Source organism: Rhodococcus sp. IEGM 1307, assembly GCF_030056915.1.
GTDB lineage: Bacteria > Actinomycetota > Actinomycetes > Mycobacteriales > Mycobacteriaceae > Rhodococcus_F > Rhodococcus_F opacus_D.
Map to the genome: position 1 here is coordinate 221,560 of NZ_JASHKW010000009.1, position 17,665 is coordinate 239,224.

At 66.7% G+C, this 17,665-nt stretch carries 12 protein-coding genes; 1 reads left to right on the plus strand and 11 read right to left on the minus strand.

From position 1 onward, the window contains the following. Positions 1–4: 4 nt before the first annotated feature. From QM841_RS19755 to QM841_RS19780, 6 genes are read right to left on the minus strand one after another with little or no spacing between them, the layout of a single operon-like run. Entirely contained in the window at positions 5–1,435 is a 1,431-nt protein-coding gene (locus tag QM841_RS19755) for a beta/alpha barrel domain-containing protein (RefSeq protein ID WP_283333228.1), read from the minus strand. After that, positions 1,432–2,835, minus strand: coding sequence for an acetyl-CoA carboxylase biotin carboxylase subunit (accC, locus tag QM841_RS19760; protein ID WP_283333229.1), 1,404 nt, complete (start codon positions 2,833–2,835; stop codon positions 1,432–1,434). Before accC ends, QM841_RS19755 begins: the two co-directional genes overlap by 4 nt. Further along, positions 2,832–3,356: an acetyl-CoA carboxylase biotin carboxyl carrier protein gene (locus QM841_RS19765; RefSeq protein WP_280779419.1), complete on the minus strand. Its 525-nt coding sequence runs from the start codon at positions 3,354–3,356 to the stop codon at positions 2,832–2,834. Before QM841_RS19765 ends, accC begins: the two co-directional genes overlap by 4 nt. A gap of 40 nt (positions 3,357–3,396) precedes the next feature. Beyond that, positions 3,397–5,019 (minus strand): acyl-CoA carboxylase subunit beta, encoded by a 1,623-nt coding sequence (locus tag QM841_RS19770; RefSeq protein ID WP_280779418.1) that lies wholly within the window; start codon positions 5,017–5,019, stop codon positions 3,397–3,399. Between the two features lie 30 nt (positions 5,020–5,049). Then, a complete protein-coding gene (locus tag QM841_RS19775) occupies positions 5,050–5,955 on the minus strand; it encodes a succinate--CoA ligase subunit alpha (RefSeq protein WP_283333230.1) in 906 nt (301 codons plus the stop codon). Beyond that, complete coding sequence (locus QM841_RS19780) at positions 5,952–7,151, minus strand: ATP-grasp domain-containing protein (protein ID WP_283333231.1); 1,200 nt, start codon at positions 7,149–7,151, stop codon at positions 5,952–5,954. Before QM841_RS19780 ends, QM841_RS19775 begins: the two co-directional genes overlap by 4 nt. A gap of 137 nt (positions 7,152–7,288) precedes the next feature. Here QM841_RS19780 and QM841_RS19785 point away from each other — a divergent pair, with 137 nt between their 5' ends. Then, positions 7,289–8,203: a LysR family transcriptional regulator gene (locus tag QM841_RS19785; RefSeq protein ID WP_280779415.1), complete on the plus strand. Its 915-nt coding sequence runs from the start codon at positions 7,289–7,291 to the stop codon at positions 8,201–8,203. Between the two features lie 49 nt (positions 8,204–8,252). Here the strand turns inward: QM841_RS19785 and QM841_RS19790 are convergent, their stop codons facing one another. The 5 genes from QM841_RS19790 to QM841_RS19810 all read right to left on the minus strand — a co-directional run bounded on the left by QM841_RS19790 (position 8,253) and on the right by QM841_RS19810 (position 17,026). Further along, positions 8,253–11,492 (minus strand): protein kinase domain-containing protein, encoded by a 3,240-nt coding sequence (locus QM841_RS19790; RefSeq protein ID WP_283333232.1) that lies wholly within the window; start codon positions 11,490–11,492, stop codon positions 8,253–8,255. A 217-nt stretch (positions 11,493–11,709) separates the two neighbouring features. Beyond that, complete coding sequence (locus QM841_RS19795) at positions 11,710–12,897, minus strand: epoxide hydrolase family protein (RefSeq protein WP_283333233.1); 1,188 nt, start codon at positions 12,895–12,897, stop codon at positions 11,710–11,712. A gap of 79 nt (positions 12,898–12,976) precedes the next feature. After that, positions 12,977–13,285, minus strand: coding sequence for a hypothetical protein (locus QM841_RS19800; protein WP_283333234.1), 309 nt, complete (start codon positions 13,283–13,285; stop codon positions 12,977–12,979). 154 nt (positions 13,286–13,439) lie between these two features. Further along, on the minus strand, positions 13,440–16,727 hold the full coding sequence (locus QM841_RS19805; RefSeq protein ID WP_283333235.1) for a protein kinase domain-containing protein: 3,288 nt from the start codon (positions 16,725–16,727) through the stop codon (positions 13,440–13,442). A gap of 149 nt (positions 16,728–16,876) precedes the next feature. After that, the gene (locus QM841_RS19810) at positions 16,877–17,026 is read right to left on the minus strand and encodes a hypothetical protein (RefSeq protein WP_280779410.1); all 150 of its coding nucleotides are present in this window, start codon (positions 17,024–17,026) and stop codon (positions 16,877–16,879) included. Positions 17,027–17,665: the final 639 nt, after the last annotated feature.

Consider the following 17,665-nt stretch of genomic DNA (forward strand, 5'->3'; position numbering starts at 1 on the left):
TGATTCACCCTTCCTGTTGCAGATGGATGCGGAGACCGGGCGCAGACACGGTCAGCGTGGCGTAGCGACCGGCCCGCCCGAGCAATCCACGGGTGAGGCTTTCGTAGGGTGTCAATGCTTCGTAGGGCTGCACGTCCACTCTCCGCGGGACGGTCGCGACCGTGACTCCCGCTATCCACGCGAGCAGAACGTCCTCATCGGCAGCGAGATCTGCTTCGATTGTCGGGGAGTCACATTCGGACGTCAGTACCGAGCCGACCCGCGCCTGGAGGTCGACGCGTTGGTCACCGTTCACCGTGCCGTACACGCCCTGCAGCAACCTGCGCAGAACCGGCCGGAGGGTCTCGTACCTCTGCTCCCCACCGAAGTGGCACATCGCCTGCTCGGCGATCGCCCGGGCGAAGGGGGGCACCATCGGCGGCGAGCCCATCTCACGGCGCACGGCCGCGCATTCGGCGGCAAACTCGTGCAGGTCGGCCCACCGTCCACGCTCACGCAGAACGCTTCGCACGTCGGCCGCCACCTCACCCGGCAGCTGATGGACGTACGTCGCCAGATCGAATGGCCACGGGGTTGCCGCGGGCAAGCCTTCCTGATCGGCGATCCCGGCGAGGATCGCATCGGCGGACAGCAGAACGTCGAGGTCGGGCAGACCCTGAACGTCTTCGCGTCGCAGGACGCGGATCAACGACGGCAGCGACGGAAGGGAGGCGCCGTTGGCGACCGACGGCAGTGCGGTGTCGATGCCGCGGACGCCGAGCCGGCCGGCCTCGAGGGCGACGACGGTTCCGAGTGCGGTGTGGCACCGGGTGTGCAGGTCGAGGGGAGTGTCACCGAGCGCCGACACCAGTGCCGGGACGAGGGTGCGCGCCCGGTCCGGTGTCAGGACTCCGCTCTCGTCTCGCAGCATCACCCGGTGGGCGCCGGCAGCGATGAGCGATGCGGCGCGCTCCGCATAGGTTTCGTCGGACACTCCGTCATCGGCTGTATAAGGAAGCGCGGCAATGGCGGTCAGCCCCGCCGTGGTGGCAGATTCCAGAGCGGCCTTGAGGCGGACCAGGTCCAGCAACGGATCCAGCAGGACCACCTGCCGCAGGCCCGCAGCTGCCAGTGCCGTCAGCCAGCCGTCGATCGCCGTGGGTCCGAGGACGTCGGCACCCGGCCGCCCATGCCCGGTCAGCAGGTTGACGGTGGCCCGCAACGGAACGGGGCCGTAGTGCCGATGGGCGAGTTCCACCCGCTGCAGCGGGTGTTCGTCGCGGGCCAGGCATTCGTCCAGCACCGCCGGGCTCAGCACCTCGACCGCAGCGAGGCCGCTGGACGACAGCGCGGCGGCGGGTGCGAGGACCATCCGATTGTCCAATGCACCCGCCCATACCGCGGCCTGGCCGTCGGTCAGGCTGGTGTCGGTGAAGGTGATCTGATGGTTGCTCATGCCGATGCTCCCGCCTCGGTGAGGGACTGGCGAAGGAAGGTGTCCTCGACCCATCTGGTGGTGACCGCTCCCGCGGCGAAGTCGGGGTGAGCGAGCACCGAGTGGTGGAACGTGGCGGTGGTCGTCGGACCGGTGACCGTCAACTCGGACAGGGCGGTGCTCATCTTCTGAATCGCCTCGGCTCGGGTGGGGGCGTGCACGATGATCTTCGCGAGAAGTGAGTCGTAGTACGGCGAGACCGTGTATCCCGAGTAGCAGTGGGTGTCGACCCGAACGCCCGGCCCGCTCGGTGGTCCCCACTCCTCGACCAACCCCGGACTGGGGAAGAAGCCGCGATCGGGGTCTTCGGCGTTGATGCGGCACTCGATCGCATGACCGTCCAGGATCACCTCGTCCTGTGTGAAGGACAACGGTAGCCCGGACGCGATACGAATCTGTTCGGCCACCAGATCGCGCCCGCTGATCATTTCGGTGACGGGATGCTCGACCTGGATGCGGGTGTTCATTTCCAGGAAGTAGTAGCTGTTGTCGCGGTCGTCGACCACGAACTCGACGGTGCCCGCACCGACGTAGTCCACGTTCCGGGCGAGGCGGACCGCGCTCTCGCCCATCGCTTCCCGTTCGCTCTCCCCGAGTACAGGCGAGGGCGCCTCCTCGATCAGCTTCTGATGCCGCCGCTGCGTCGAACACTCTCGCTCACCGAGGTGGACGACGTTGCCGAACTGATCACCGATGACCTGGATCTCGATGTGCCGTGCGCGTTCGATGAACTTCTCGACGTACAGGGTGGGATCGCCGAAGGCCGATTGGGCTTCCGACGACGCGGACCTGAACAGTTCCGGGAGTTCCGCCGCCGACCCCACGACCCGCATGCCGCGGCCCCCGCCGCCCGCGGTCGCCTTGATCAGCACCGGAAACCCGATCTCCGTGGCAATCGCCAGAGCCTCGTCCGGATCGGACACTGCCCCCGAGCCGGGCACGCAGGGAACCCCGGCCTCCGATGCCAGGCCCACCGCCGTGATCTTGTCGCCCATGCTGTCGATCGACTCGGGTGTCGGGCCGATGAAGATCAGGCCGGCGTCGCGGCAGGCACGGGCGAACGACGCTCGTTCGGACAGGAATCCGTAGCCGGGATGGACCGCGTCGCAACGGGTCCGCTTCGCCGCCCGGATCAGCAGGTCCGCGCGGAGGTAGCTGTGGGTCGGCTGCGGCGGACCGAGGACTACGACCTCGTCGGCCATCCGCGCGGCCAGGCTGTCGACGTCCGCGTCGGAAACCCCGACCACGGTCTCGACGCCGAGGTGACGGCACGCCCGGATGATGCGGACCGCGATCTCGCCGCGATTGGCGACGAACACTCTCCGGATGTCGTGCCGAACGACTGGGATGTCGTCGGTCATGCTGCGGCCTCCGCGTCGGTGGGATCGACGATCATCAGGATCTGCTCGTGCTCGACGGCCTGACCGTGCTCGACGAGGATCGAATGAACGCGGCCCGCTGTCGGCGTCGGGACCGAGTTGAACATTTTCATCACCTCGATCAGGCAGAGTGTCGCGGATGCCTCGATCTGCTGACCCTCTTCCACGAACGGCGGCTGAGTCGGTGCCGGCGTGCGGTAGAACGTGCCCGGCATGGGTGCCCGGATGGCGATCATCCGATCCGGGACTTCGGCGAGTGCCGGGCTGCTCACGGTGACCGAGGCGGCCGGCGCGGGCGGCGGCGTCACGGCCGGGGCGGGGGCCGGGGTGGCGGGGGCGGTCGTCGGCGCCAGGGCTTCGACCGGCAGCGCACTCGTCGGCGCGGCGCCCGGTTTACGCGCCTGCAGGACGACGTCGCCGATCCGGAGGTCCAGCGAATCGAGATGCTCTGCGGTGTCGAGTAGTTCAAGGATGCGTCGGACGTCTGCGTGTTGGAGATTCATGGTCTGCTCCTCGTAAGTGGCGTTCGCGATGAGGTGTCGGTCAGGCCCGCATGGTGCGTGCGGTCGTGCCGAGCTGTGCGGGCAGGATTCGGTAGGCCTGACGTACCCATTCGCACAGCATCGGACGGGTGTCGCGGGGGTCGATGACGTCCTGGATTCCGAACCTTTCCGCAGTTCGGAACGGGTTCTCCACGGGTTGGAACCGCGCGTAGAGTTCGGCACGGAGCGCGTCCGGGTCATCACTTTCAGCCAGGGTGCGCCGGTAGGCGGCCTCGACGCCGCCCTCGATGGGGATCGATCCCCAGTGCGCCGTCGGCCAGGCGAGGCGCCGGTTGATGCTGCCACCACCTATCGGCCCGTAGGCGGCGCCTGCCAGCCCGTAGGCCCGACGCACGAACAGCGAGAGCCAGGGGACGCGAGCCTGCTCGAGGGCCATGGCCGTCCTGATGCCCTTGCGGAGGGTGCCCTTCTGCTCGGCGTCGCGGCCGACAAACGTCCCGGGCTGGTCGATCAGGTTCACCACCGGCAGGTGGAACGTGTCGGCCATGTCGACGAACCTGGTGATCTTCTCCGCGGAATCGACGGTCAACGATCCGCCGAGCCACCTGGGATCGTTCGCGAGGACCGCCACGGTGTGACCGTCGAGACGGGCGAGCATCGTGATCTGAGACTGTCCGAAATACCGTCCGATCTCGAACAGGCTACCGTCGTCGAAGACCGAGGCCAGCAGCGTGCGCATGTCGTACGAATACTGCTTGATTTCCGGGATCGTCGTGGACAGGGCCTCGTCACGACGATCCACCGGATCGGCGCAGGCCCTCACCGGAGGGAGCTCGTGAACGCTCGACGGAAGGTACGACAGGAATCGGACGACGTCGTCGAGTGCCTCGAACTCGTCGGCCGCCTCGTTGTCGACGACACCCGATGCACGCGCATGCACACCCGCGCCGCCGAGCTCGGCGTTGGTGACGTCCTCGCCCACCGCCTTCTTCACGACTGCCGGTCCACCCGCGAACAGGTAGGAACCCTCGGCGGTCATGATCGATAGGTGACTCGCGCACACCCGGACCGCGCCGAGGCCTGCGGCCGCGCCGAGCGCGACGCCGACGACGGGAACTGTGGCCAGCAACTCCACCATCGGCCAGTGCGGGTATCCCGGAATCTTGGTGGCGGACATCTGCTCGAGGAGGTTGACGCTCCCGCCGGCGGTCTCGACCAGCCGGATCACCGGCCACCGGTACGTCAATGCCAAACGCTCTACGTACTGCCATTTTTCGGGGTTGGTCGCCTCCGACGATCCCCCTCGGACTGTGAAGTCCTCGGCGACGACGATGACGTCCCGACCGTCGATCTTCGCCTGCCCGCACACGACATTCGACGGTTCGACCGAGATCAGCTGCCCGCGTTCGTCGTAGCGGGCCGATCCGGTCATCATGCCGATCTCGCGCCACGATCCGTCGTCGACGAGCCGTTCGATGCGTTCGCGCGCCGTCAGTCGGCCGCGCGCGTGTTGGCGCTCGATCTTGTCCGGGCCGCCCATCGCCAGAGCGAACTCACGGCGCTTGGCGATCTCCGCTTCGAACCACGGCCGGCCGGTGCTGTCCGCTGCGCTGGTGCCGACGGTCAGGACCGGGGCCGCCGCTCCGGATTCGATCTGGGTCATGACGAGATTTCCTTCTGTCTGGGATGACGGTCAGCGAAGCGCAGCGGCCGGCAGTACGTCCGCGAGGTGGGCGCGCACGTGGTGGGTGGAGCGGGCCACGAGGACGCCCGCATCGGCGAGCGCTGCACACTTTTCCTGCACGGTGGCTCCGTCGGCGCTGCGCGGCGCGTGCCCGAACGGCAGCGTCGTCGGGAGGGAATCTGCGGCACGCCCGGCCACCATCGCGATGACCGGCACGTCGATTCGTCCGTCTGCCACCGCGACTGCCAGGTCGATTTCCTGGCCGCCGGACGGTTCGCCGAACACCACCACAGCACGGGTGTTCGGGTCACTCGCGGCGAGTTCGACGCCTTCGGTGAGGGTCGTCCCGACCGCGGGCGTGCCGCCGATGGACATCTGCACGCTGGTTCCCCATCCCCAGTTGCGCATCAGCATCGCCAGTTCGGAGGCCATGCCGCCGCTGCGGGAGACGATGCCCACCGAGCCGGGCGCGAATCGCTGCCACGGTTCGTTACCGCCGGGGCAGCCGATTCGGCCCACGCCGGGGACGACGACACCTTGGGAGTTCGGGCCGATGACGTGGCAGTGGTGCTCTCGCGCGACCGCGAGTGCCCGGAGCCAGCGATGCTGCGGGATGTTCTCCGAGCTGACCACGATCAGTTCGACGCCCGCCTGTGCGGCTTCGACGACCGCATCCGCGGCGGCGTGCGGCGGCGCGTAGCTCATCGCGACCCGGGAGTCTGTCGCCGCCACTGCCTCGGCGACGGTGTCGAAGACCGGCACGCCGAGCACCGCGGAACCCCCCTTGCCGGGGGTGACACCGGCGGCCACGTCGACACCGGAATCGAGCATCCACCGCGTTTCCAGCTGCCCCTGCCTGCCCGTGATGCCCTGCACGAGAAGACCTGAACGGGCTTCGAGAAGCTCACGAATCATCGGACGAGTCCTTCCAGTTCCTGCGGCGACTGCTCCATCGCGGTCAGCAGTAGGTCGCATGCGTCTTCGAGTGAGGCCGCGCGATCCAGGACGAGAGCCCCGGGCAGACGCCGACGGAGGACGGCGTGCGCCTCCGCTTCGTGTGGGCCGGCCAGCCGGACGACGGTCGGCACCCGTGTGGAGTCGAATCCGGCCCGATCCGCGGCAGCAGCGAACTCGACCGCCACGTCGCGGGCATCGGCGAGACTCAGCACGGCGCCGCCGAACAGCACCCCGCGAAGCCCGGGGACGGAGAGCGCCGAACTGAACAGCGTCTGCAGCTTCGCGCTACCGGCACCCGGCGACGCGTCGAGGTAGCAGGCGGGACGGATACCGAGGTCGGTCAGGTAGTCCAGGGCGAGAAGCCCCGCACCGCCGCCGGTGATCATGCAGGCGACGTCGCCGTCCAACTCGAAGAACTTGATGCCCGCCCTGTTCGGTTCGGCGGCGTCGGCCTCGCGGACTGCCAGTTCGCGTGGGGTGGGTGCGCGGTCCACGACGGGGTCGGCATCCACCAGTGCCGACGGACGGAGTGCCTGTGCGTCGGGATGACCGTGGGGGTCGAATTCGACCGCCACACCGACGGCGACCAGTCGCTGACCGTCCCAGCGGAACGGGTTGACCTCGACGAGGACGGCCTCCGCACTGCAGAAGGCGCTCCAGAGAACCTGAAGCGCATCACCGATCGCACTGCGCAACCGAGGGTCCGACACGGCGGCCCGGTCGAGCAGGCCGGCGACCGCGTGGTCGTCGGGGCCTTCCGCCAGGCCGACCGTCACGGCAGCCGCCTGGTGCGCATCGAATCCGACTCCACCGGTGGCGGCGGCGCGCACGACAGCACCACGAGTCGTCTCGTCCAGGGCGATGGAGAGGTAGCACTCCTCGCCCTCGACGAATTCCTCCACCACCGCGGGCGCACCGCTCCGAAGAGTTGCGGTGACGGCGGAGGACAGCTCGTCCCGGGACCTGCAGATGTGCACGAGGCCGGCGAGGCCCTTGCCGCTGCCGGCGATGTCCGGCTTCACGACCCACGGCGGGCCGAACGCCGGCCCGTCCGGCAGAAGTTCGTGCTCATGCGTCACGACGACCAACTCGGGCGTCGCAAGGCCGACCCTGCGCAGCCATGGCATTGCGGCGCTCTCAGTGGCGCGGGGCATCGCGTCTCCTTCGTTTGGGGCCCTCCCCGGGCCTCTCGATTCGTTTCCCAGTGTGATCCGGGTAACTGATTCACGGAAGTGAGCGCAGGCGACCAGGGTGATTGCCATCATCGATCACTCGGGTCTAGGGTCGCGGCATGAGGTCGGAGCAGATGCGCTATCTGGAGGCCGCGATCCGCCTCGGTTCGCTGCGCAAGGCCGCTCAGGAGGTGGGCATCGGGCAGCCGACCCTCAGCCAGCAGATCCGGCGCCTCGAGGAGGACCTCAATGTCGTCCTCTTGATCCGCCGCGCCAACGGGGTTCTCCCCAGCGCGGAGGCCCGGATTCTGCTACCGCACATTCGGCAGGTGTTGCAGGCCGATCGCGCGCTCCGCGAGGAGGCGGGGCTGATCAACGGACTGCGCAGCGGCAGCGTGCGCCTGGGTGCCGTCACCACGGCCAGCCAGATACTGCTACCGAGAGTGGTTCCCCTCTACCGGAACTCGTTCCCCAACGTGCGCTTCTCGGTGTGGGAATCGGGCTCCCAGGGTGTGCGCGACAGCGTGACGAACGGCGAACTCGACCTCGGACTCGTCGTGAGGGCCAACGACCCGGCCTCCGACGCCAGCCTCACCGCAACCGATCTGATCTCCGACGAGGTCGTGCTGTGCGTGTCCCGGCGACATCCTCTGGCCGGCAAGTCGACAGTGGGAATTCAGGACCTCGCCGGCCAGTCCTGGGTGGTGTCCGCGCACGGTTTCGCCCTGCGGGAGTTGGTGGACACCGCGTTCGCACCGCCGGCACAGGACATCGTCTACGAGACGACGAACCCGCACACGAGCCTGCTCATGGTCGCGGCCCGGGTGGGCATCGCAATGCTGCCCCGGCACACGCTCCGCGACCACTGCGCCGACGAAGTTGTCACTCCGGCAACGGAATGGAATCCGCCTCAGTTGACCGTCTGCATGATCAGGCGGGCGGACACTCAGCCGGCACCGGCCGTGCGCAAACTCATCCAGGCTTTACGCGAGGTCAGCGCGGACTGGTCACGCGACCACCCGATCACCAGGTAACTGATCGCGCCATCGCCAGGGGATCATGCAGTCGCTTCTCGCCCTGATCTCACCCTTCGCCCTGCGATTCCACGACCCACGCCGCGATCTGCGCACGTGAATTGAATCCCAGCTTCGTCAGGAGATGTTCCACGTGCCCCTGTGCGGTGCGGGGCGAGATCACCAGCCGAGCGGCGATCTCCTTGTTGGTCAGCCCCTCGGCGATGAGGGTGGCAACCTCACGCTCCCGCTTCGTCGGTGCAGGCGACGGACCGGCGGACGTCGGAGAGGGCGAAATCTGCTCGCCCAGCGCGTAGGCGACGGCTGCGTCGAAACCGAGTGCCGTGCCCCTTCTGCGGGCCGCGGTGAAGGCCTGCTCACTCATCGCCTCTCGGGTCCGGCGTTCGCACTCGTCCTGGTACACGCTCAGGCCGGGCACCAACACCGTCGAACTGCCCACCGACCGGGTGAACTCGTCTGCGGCGCCCAGCAATACGACCGCGCGTTCCATGTCCTGTTCCTCGGCGGCTATCCATGCGAGTGCCTGCAGACACACACTGGCATTGAGTCGATCGTTCACCCGACGCTCGACTCGGAGCGCCTGCCCGAGGAGCTGGACCGCTCGTGCTCTCTCCCCGAGCCGCCACACCGCGACGGCCAGCGCCCACAGCGAATACGACCGATACACCGATTCGCCCTGCGCCTCGGTGATCGCGAGGACGCGCTCATGGCATTCGATGGCTCGTTCCGTGTCGTTCACGAGGTCATGCGTCATGCCGAGGCCGACGACTGCAGCCACCTCGTAAAGGTCGTTGCGTGCCGTGAACCCTCGGACGGCCTTCTCGAGGTGTGCGCGGGCGTCGGGGAGGCGCCCCGCGAACAGTGCCGCGTATCCGACCGTGTGGTCGGCGTGCGCACGCACCAGCGGGTCGGTTGTCTGAGCGGCGACCGCCTGCGCTTCCTCCGCCAGCGTGTCCGACACGGGAATGTCGCCCTGCACTCCGGCCAGCACACTGGCGGCGTAGAGCGCCTTGACCCGATCGCCGGTAGGCTCGGCCGGTTGTCGAGCCAGGAGGCGACCGAGCCATCGCCGACCCTCGCTGAGCAATCCCCGGGACAGCCAGAACGGGTACAGTGCGGCAGCGATCCGCAGTCCCGTTGCGGGACTGTCGGACACACAGAAATCCAGCGCCTCGCGGATATTCGGTTGTTCCCGACCCAGTCTGGAGATCAACGCGAGCTGCCGGGAGCTGATCCATTCGGTTTCCGCCTCGACCGCCAGCCGCTCACACCAGTCGCGGTGCCGACGGCGAAGCGCGATGTAGTCGCCGTTCTCCTGCGCCTTTTCCCGTCCGTAGGCGCGGACGGTCTCGAGCATTCGGAACCGCACCGCGGAACCCGACTCTTCTCTCGTCAGGATCGACTTGTCGACGAGGAACGTCACGGTGTCGAGGAGGTCGTCTACGTCGTCACCATCGCAGACCTGTTCCGCGGCCTCGAGTTCGAAACTGCCCGCGAACACCGAGAGCTGCGCCCACATCCGTTGTTCCGCAGGGGTGCACAGGTCATAGCTCCAGTCGATGCACATCCGCAACGTCTGCTGCCGCGAGGGCGCGTCCCTGCTGCCGCGAGTGAGCAGCAGGTAGCGGTCGGTGAGGCGCTGCAGGATCTGGTCGGGCGTCATCGCGCGAAGCCGGGCCGCCGCCAGTTCGATCGGTAGCGGCAGCCCGTCCAGCCGCTGACAGATTCGGGCGATGGTGACCTTGTTCTCCTCGGTCAGCTCGAATCCCGGGACTACGGCGGCGCCGCGTTCCGCGAAGAGAGTGACCGCATCGTTGCGGGGCAGTCCTTTCGGCAGGTGGTCGGGATCAGGGACGGGCAGCGGGGGAATCAGAAGCGCTGTTTCCCCGCCGATTCCGAGCGGTTCGCGACTCGTCGCGAGAATACGCAGCCGAGGGCACACGCGGAGCAGGATCTCGGCAAGTTTCGCGGCCGCGGCCACCACCTGCTCGCAGTTGTCCAGCACGAGCAACACTTCACGCGGGGCAAGGAACTCGACGAGCACCTCGTGTGAGGGTCGGGCAGACTGGTCGCGCAACCCCAGTGCGGCCGCCACGACCCCCGACAACAGCGAATCATCCAGCAACTCAGCCAGTTCCACCAGCGTCACACCGTCGGAGAAGTTTCGTTGCGCCTTGGCGGCTGCGCGTAGAGCAAGCCGGGTCTTTCCCACCCCGCCGATTCCGGTCAACGTCACCAGCCGCGACGTCGACAACAAGTTCGTCGCCTCGGCCAGTTCCGTGCGGCGGTCGACGAAACTGGTCAGCTCCAGCGGAAGTCCACCCGTTCGGCCCGAATCCGCCGGTGACCACGACGGCCGGACTGACGCTCCGCCCTGCACCGCGGCCGGTTCGGTGTGCATTGCCATCTCGTCGACCGGGAAGCCGTGATGCAGTTGGGACTCGCGCAGTTGCCGACCCAGTTCCACAGCGGAGGGGCGAGCGCCGGCCTCGGCGGACATGGCACGTTCGATGACAGCGCTGACCCCCTCGGAAATGCCGTGTTCGCGCGGGTTCGGAACCGGCTCGGACGTGATCCTCAGGAACTGTGCCACCAATTGCTCACCGCTTCGCCGTTCGAACGCCGCATGACCGGTGAAAGCAGCGAACAGGGTGGCGCCGAGGCCGTACACATCGGCGGCCGGACTCGGGGACTCACCGGCGACCACCTCGGGGGCGGTGAACGCCGGCGAACCCGTGACGACGCCGGCCGTGGTTTCGAACCCGCCGGCGATGTGGGCGATGCCGAAATCCGTCAGCGCAGGCTCGCCGTAGTCGGTGATCAGGATGTTCCCGGGCTTGACGTCGCGGTGCAGGATCCCGAGGCGGTGCGCGGCCGCCAGCGCGCCGGCCATCTTCACCCCGAGTCGCAACGCTTCGTCCAGCGGGAGCGGTCCGTGACGCCGGATCCGCTCGTCGAGCGACCCCTCAGCGTGGTACGGCATCACGATGAAGGGCCGGCCGTTGCCGGTGACACCGGCGTGGAGAACGGTGACGATATTGGGGTGACCGGTCAGCCGGCCGGCCGCACGCTGCTCACGCAGGAACCGTGCCCGGTTCTCCTCGTCGAGGTCTGCGGTGAGGACCTTGACCGCCACGGTGCGGTCGAGCGCAGCCTGCGTGCACCGGTACACGACGCCGAAACCGCCGCGGCCGATCTCCTGGGCATCCTCGAATCCGGCCGCCGCCAACTCCGCCGTGACCGAACCGGACACGTCGCGTTGCGTCGCGAACGGATCGACGTCCGTCATCGACTACATCGATTCATCCCGCTCGAGGCACTGCCGACGAATGCCACACTGCTCACCTCTCGACGATGTACCCCAGGATATCGCCGCGCCGCACCGCTGCGAAGTCGATGAGAATGGTGAACACGGGGTTGGCTGGACGGCCGAAGGCGAACCGGGTGGCTCGGAATGAGCCACCCGGTCGCTCTCAGCTCGTGCGCTGGCGCGCACGTCATGGTCGTTATCGAAGCGACCGCAATCCCACGCGGAGCTCGTTTACCAAATGCTGGGGCTGCTCCCAGGCGGCGAAGTGCCCGCCCTTGTCGAGCTTGTTGAAGTGGATGAGGTTGGGATAGGCCTTCTCTGCCCAACTGCGCGGTGCCTGATAGAGCTCGTCGGGAAAGACGCTCACGGCAACCGGGATGGAGACGCTACCGGCGGCGAAGAACGGGGCCTTGTTCTCCCAGTAGAGACGAGCCGCTGACAACGCCGTGTTCGTCAGCCAGAACAGGGTGATGTTGTCGAGTACATCGTCTCGCGTCAGGCCTTCGGGCTGTCCCGCGAAGACCCGCGAGATCAGCGCCAAACTCGCCGGGTCGTGGTCGATCATGAAGGCGGCCAGACCGACGGGCGAATCCGCCAATCCGATCAGTGTCTCCGGCCGCGATCCCATCTCCACGGCGTAGCCGATGTGCTGATAGAAGAATGCCAGCTGGTCGCACGCAGCCTGTTCGTCGTCGGACAGATCGGCGGGCACGGGATGCCCGGTGAGGAGCGCCTGGTCGATCTCGGGTGGAACCACCTTGGCCATGTTGGTGTGAATGCCGAGCAGCTCCGGCGGCGCCTGCACCGCCATCGCCTCAGTCACGATCGCGCCCCAGTCCCCGCCCTGTGCCACGTACCGGTTGTACCCGAGGCGCTTCATCAGCTCCACCCAGGCACGTGCGATGCGGTCGGGGCCCCAGCCGGTCGTCGTGGGCTTGCCCGAGAAGCCGTAGCCGGGCATCGACGGAATCACCAGATGGAAAGCATCCGACGCGTCACCACCATGGGCGATGGGATTGGTCAGGGGGTCGATGATCTTCAGCTGCTCGACGATCGAACCGGGCCACCCATGTGTGACGATGAGCGGCAACGCATCCTCGTGCTTCGAGCGGACGTGAATGAAATGGATGTCCAATCCGTCGATCTCAGTGATGTACTGCGGCAGAGCATTCAGCTTCGCCTCGACCTTGCGCCAGTCGTATTCCGAGGCCCAGTACTGCGCCAGTGCCTTGCTCGTCGCGAGCGGTGTGCCCTGCGACTGATCTGCGACGGTTTCCGTTTCGGGCCACCGGGTGGTCTCGATGCGCTCACGCAGTGCCTCGAGTTCGGAGTCGGGGAACTGGACTGTGAACGGCCGGATGGTGACGTCGGTGGTGAAAGACATGTAGGTTTCCTTGCTGTGTCGGTTGTTGGTCGAGAAGGGTTTTCGTTGGATTGGCGCCTGCGTTCGACGGTGCGACCGTCTACCTCGGGGTGCTGCTGCCCCAGCCGTCGAGGATCTCGTTGCCGATGGTGATTTCGGCGCGGCGGTCCTGCCTCTGGTCGCGTTGACGGTCGTGCCGGCGCTGCTGCATGGTGTTGTCGTGATCGCGGGGGATGTCGTGGCTGGCGACGGCGGCGAGGGGGCTGAGCGCCGGTGTGCTGGTGGATGCGGCCGCGACGCCGGCGGGGATGACGGCGAGTGCGGCGGCGGCGACTCCGACGGTGGCGAACCGCTTCCAGGAGGTGCTGGTGGTGTGTGTCCTGGTGTGGTGTTGGTGTGTGCTGTTCATGCCGATAAGACTCGCAATTGCGCGGCGAGTGGGACGGCGAAGATCTACGTGCTTCACTACCCGCATTTCCTACGCAGGTATCCGCGGGGACCAGTGAAGCCCTCGATGAGTTCAGCCCGGGTCCGCACCCAACGTAGCGGGGGCACTGCCCGAACTACGGATTTCGGGACTCGATGCTCTCTTCGCGGGCGATCCAGGCGGCAAGCTGCGCGCGGGATCGATGCCCGGTCTTCGTGAGGATGCGATCTACATGTCCTTCTGCGGTACGGGGCGAGATAACCAGCCTTTCCGCGATCTCCTTGTTCGTCAGTCCCTCGGCCACCAGCTTTCCCACTTCTTTCTCACGAGGTGTGAGTTTCACCTTCGCTGCAGGAGTGGCCGCCGCTGCGGGCTGGGACGTGCGCTTTTGCAACGTGAATTCAATCGACGCGAGGTGTTCGAGACGCTCACCGGCCCGGGATTCTTTCTCGAACGCAGAGTCACCCAGCAGCTGACGGGTGCGTTGTTCGTAACGAGTCCGCGTGCGGATCAACGTGTCGTTTCCGAAGAGTGGAGCGCTCCCCATCTCGCCGCACAGTGTGCGCCCGATACCGAGCAGGCGGGCGGATCGGACGGGGTTTGCTTCCTCGATCGCGATCCACGCCAGAATCTCGGTGCATGTACTCACGCCCAACCAGTCACTCAATGACTGCTTCAGCTCGAGCGCTTCTTTCAACGAGTCCGAGGCTTGCGGGTACTTGCGCTGGGTCCACAGGGCAAGTCCGCGGGCCCACAGCGCCCATGACGTCGAGAAGTGCTCCTTCAGCGACCTACCTGAGGCGATGGTGTCGTCCGCCCAGGCAAGGGATTGTTCCAGGTTTCCGGACAGGCAGTGCACTAAAGCGAGCTGAGCGCCGCCCAGCAGTGTCAGGGAGTTGACCTCCCCTGACTCGGCGTGAAGTGCCATGCCGGCAGTGAGGTACTCCAGTGCGACGTCGAGATTTCCGTTTCCGAGCATCTCCGCCGCACCCCGGAACTGAACTGCAAACGCCTGGGCGGTTCGATCACCGATCGCTTCCGCGACGGCGCTGCATTCCAGCAAATACTGCTTGGAGGTCGGGTTGTCGCCCTGAACCATGGCGTTCCAAGCGATCACCCAGAGCGCTTTCGCCCTCTCGCTGCTCGGCTCCCGGTCTGCCTCCAAGGCTCGGGTCAGCCAGTACCGCCCGTCGCGCAGCAGGCCACTCGCGTTCCAGAAGAACCACAACGCACCCGCCATCCGAAGACCGGTTCGGGCCTCCCCGGGGGTAGACAGGCAGTACTCCAGCGCCGCCCGCAGATTCGCCCGCTCGTGCCGCAAACGACGGTTCCATACCAGCTGCCCTGACCCCAGTGACTGGCTCTCGCTGCGTTCGGCCAAACGCAGGAAGTAGTCTCGATGTCTTCTGCGCCACGCATTCTCGTCGCCGTGCTCGGCAAGTTTCTCGGCCGCGTAGTCCTTGATACTTTCCAATAGTTTGTATCGAACTGTGGATCCGGATTGAACGGTGGAAATGACCGACTTTTCGACAAGACTGGAGATCAGGTCAAACGCGTCCGGAACGATGTCCGGATCGGTGCACACGCTCTCGACCGCGTCGAAATCGAATCCGCCCGCGAAGACGGACAGCCGTGCCCACAGGACTTGTTCCTCCGGCGAGCACAGATTGAAGCTCCAATCGATGGCGCCACGCAGCGTTTGATGCCGTACCGGTCCGCCACGGTTTCCCCGCGTCAGAATTTCGAAGAGTGCGCCCTCGCGCGACAGGACGCGGTCGAGGGGTAGGGACCTGATCCGGACCGCTGCGAGTTCGATCGCCAGAGGGATGCCGTCCAGCCGCTGGCACAGGCGGGCAACCTCCAGGCGGCTCTCGTCGTCGAGGGTGTATCCGGGGACGACGGAGGCAGCGCGTTGCTCGAAAAGATCGACCGCCTCGGAATGAAAGCTCTTGGCGTTCTGCCCGTCGGCGAGCTGAGCTTCGTCGGGGACCGGCATGGGGGGTACCTCGAACACGGTCTCACCCAGCACACCGAGAGGTTCCCGACTGGTTGCCAGGATCTCCACACGGTCCGACCGCCGAACAATCTCGGCGGCGACGCTTCCGCTCGCCTCGATCAAGTGCTCGCAGTTGTCCAGGACGATGAGTGCATGTCTTCCACCGAGGAATTCGAACAGGTAGTGACTACCGTCCGCATTCATTCCGTCGCGAATGTCGAGCGCCTCGGTAATCGCACTGACGACAAGGTCTGGAGTGGAGATCGCGGCGAGATCCACAAACCAGACGCCGCCGGTGTAGGTTCTGCGCACTTCCGAGGCGACGCGGCACGCCAGCCGGGTTTTCCCTACCCCACCAAATCCGGTGAGGGTCACTATCCGGGAATCCGACAGACGCGCCTTCACCGCGGCTACTTCATTGCGGCGTCCGACGAAACTTGTCACTTCGCGGAAGAATTCGTGTGCATGAGAGACGAGTTGGTGAGGCGGCGGCACCATCACGTCCTCCTTCGGCTGCACGGCTCCCGCTTCGGCGTGCAGTGCCATCTCGTCGACGGGAAAACCATGGAGGCGTTGAGATGCTCGGAGTTGCTGACCGAGTTCCGTGGCGGAGGGACGGCCCTCCGAGGTGCCGGACATGGCACGTTCGATGATCGTGCTGACGTCCTCGGGAATGCCGTGCTTCCGTGGGTCCGGACCAGGCTCGGCGGCAATCCTCAGGAACTGGGCCACCACCTGCTCCCCGCTACGGCGTTCGAAGGCAGCGTGACCGGTCATCGCAGCGAACAACGTGGCACCGAGGCCGTACACGTCGGCAGCAGCACTCGGGGGTTCGCCGGTCACCACCTCGGGGGCAGTGAACGCCGGCGAACCCGTCACGACGCCGGCGGTGGTTTCGAATCCGCCGGCGATCCGGGCTATGCCGAAATCCGACAGTGCCGGCTCACCGTAGTCGGTGAGCAGGATGTTCCCGGGCTTGACGTCACGGTGCAGGATCCCGAGGCGGTGGGCAGTCTCGAGGGCACCGGCCATTTTCACCCCGAGTCGCAGCGCTTCGTCGAGCGGGAGCGGTCCGTGGCGGCGGATCCGCGTGTCGAGTGAGTCCTGGGCGTGGTACGGCATGACGATGTACGGCCGACCGTTGTCGGTGACACCTACATGGAGAACATTGACGACATTGGGGTGCCCGGTCAGCCGGCCCGCCGCGCGCTGCTCGCGGACGAAACGTTCCCGGTTCTGCTCGTCGAGGTCGGCGGTCAGGACCTTGACCGCCACAGTGCGGTCGAGGGCCGCCTGGGTGCAGCGGTAGACAACACCGAAACCGCCGCGGCCGATCTCTTGCGCGTCCTCGAATCCAGCAGCCGCCAGATCGGCCGTGACCGAACCCGACGCGTCGCGTTGCGTCGCGAAGGGATCGTCGTCGGTCATCGACCGGACCGATTCTTCCGGTCCGAGCCACTGTCGAAGAAGTGCACCACCGCTGGCCTCTCGAGGAGATACCCAAGGATATCGCCGACGCCCCCCATCCGATGGCCGACTTACGACCTACCCTGGGCGGAGTACTCGAGGATTCCCGGTCAGGGGGCGACGAAGCCTCCGACTCCGGGGAGCGAGGGCTGGCCGGCCCGCGGGTAGAACCCCGAACCGATGACGGACACTGTGAACGCAACCGGACCGGAACCCGTGCGCACGGTGGCGCGTTCCGGTGCGGGCTCCAGGAAATTCACGCACGGCTTCACGACCACCGACCCGCGGTCACCGCTGGAGACGTTGAGATAGCTGACCCTGACGAGGGCGCCGCCGGCGCTGGACGAGCAGAGCTCCGGCCGAAACGGCGCCGAGAACGTCGTCTCGCCGGGAACTCGCCACCCGCACAGATCGTGTTACGCACAACTAAACACCCGCGCTCTCGAGCGCGTCCGGCGGGGTCGCCCGCGAGAAGGATGATCTTCGCAGGTCAGACTGTCGCGGGCAGCATCGTCACTAGGACGAAATTTTTCCTGCCCGAAGCGAGTAGCCCCGCACGTCGGCGGGTACCCGGCATCCACGCTGCCCCGGGCTCGACGGCCCCGAGTGGCAGCCAGGCCCCCTGACCGGTCCCCCTCGGCTGGGAGGCCGTCCGCCGCTCGTGGCCGGGGACGCCCCCCTCTTCCTCTGCCGCGGGCGGCTCCTCGTGCGCCTGCACGTGGTGCGGTCAAGACGGGCGACGATGTGCCGGCGACCGGCGACATCCTATACGTGGCCAACGGAAGCCGCAGAATACTGTAATCGTTCACACGACCCGCCGAAGCCGAAACGCGGTTGTCATTTTCTGCGCACCTTGCACATCGAATGGGCTCTCGCATAGTCACTTTGACGTTGACGAC

Bases quoted from the DNA above. Each gene is read 5' to 3' on its own strand.
- QM841_RS19785 (WP_280779415.1), top strand. From the start codon at position 7,289: ATGAGGTCGGAGCAGATGCGCTATCTGGAGGCCGCGATCCGCCTCGGT.
- QM841_RS19805 (WP_283333235.1), bottom strand. From the start codon at position 16,727: ATGACCGACGACGATCCCTTCGCGACGCAACGCGACGCGTCGGGTTCG.
- QM841_RS19795 (WP_283333233.1), bottom strand. From the start codon at position 12,897: ATGTCTTTCACCACCGACGTCACCATCCGGCCGTTCACAGTCCAGTTC.
- QM841_RS19800 (WP_283333234.1), bottom strand. From the start codon at position 13,285: ATGAACAGCACACACCAACACCACACCAGGACACACACCACCAGCACC.
- QM841_RS19770 (WP_280779418.1), bottom strand. From the start codon at position 5,019: ATGACCCAGATCGAATCCGGAGCGGCGGCCCCGGTCCTGACCGTCGGC.
- accC (WP_283333229.1), bottom strand. From the start codon at position 2,835: ATGACCGACGACATCCCAGTCGTTCGGCACGACATCCGGAGAGTGTTC.
- QM841_RS19775 (WP_283333230.1), bottom strand. From the start codon at position 5,955: ATGATTCGTGAGCTTCTCGAAGCCCGTTCAGGTCTTCTCGTGCAGGGC.
- QM841_RS19765 (WP_280779419.1), bottom strand. From the start codon at position 3,356: ATGAATCTCCAACACGCAGACGTCCGACGCATCCTTGAACTACTCGAC.
- QM841_RS19755 (WP_283333228.1), bottom strand. From the start codon at position 1,435: ATGAGCAACCATCAGATCACCTTCACCGACACCAGCCTGACCGACGGC.
- QM841_RS19790 (WP_283333232.1), bottom strand. From the start codon at position 11,492: ATGACGGACGTCGATCCGTTCGCGACGCAACGCGACGTGTCCGGTTCG.
- QM841_RS19780 (WP_283333231.1), bottom strand. From the start codon at position 7,151: ATGCCCCGCGCCACTGAGAGCGCCGCAATGCCATGGCTGCGCAGGGTC.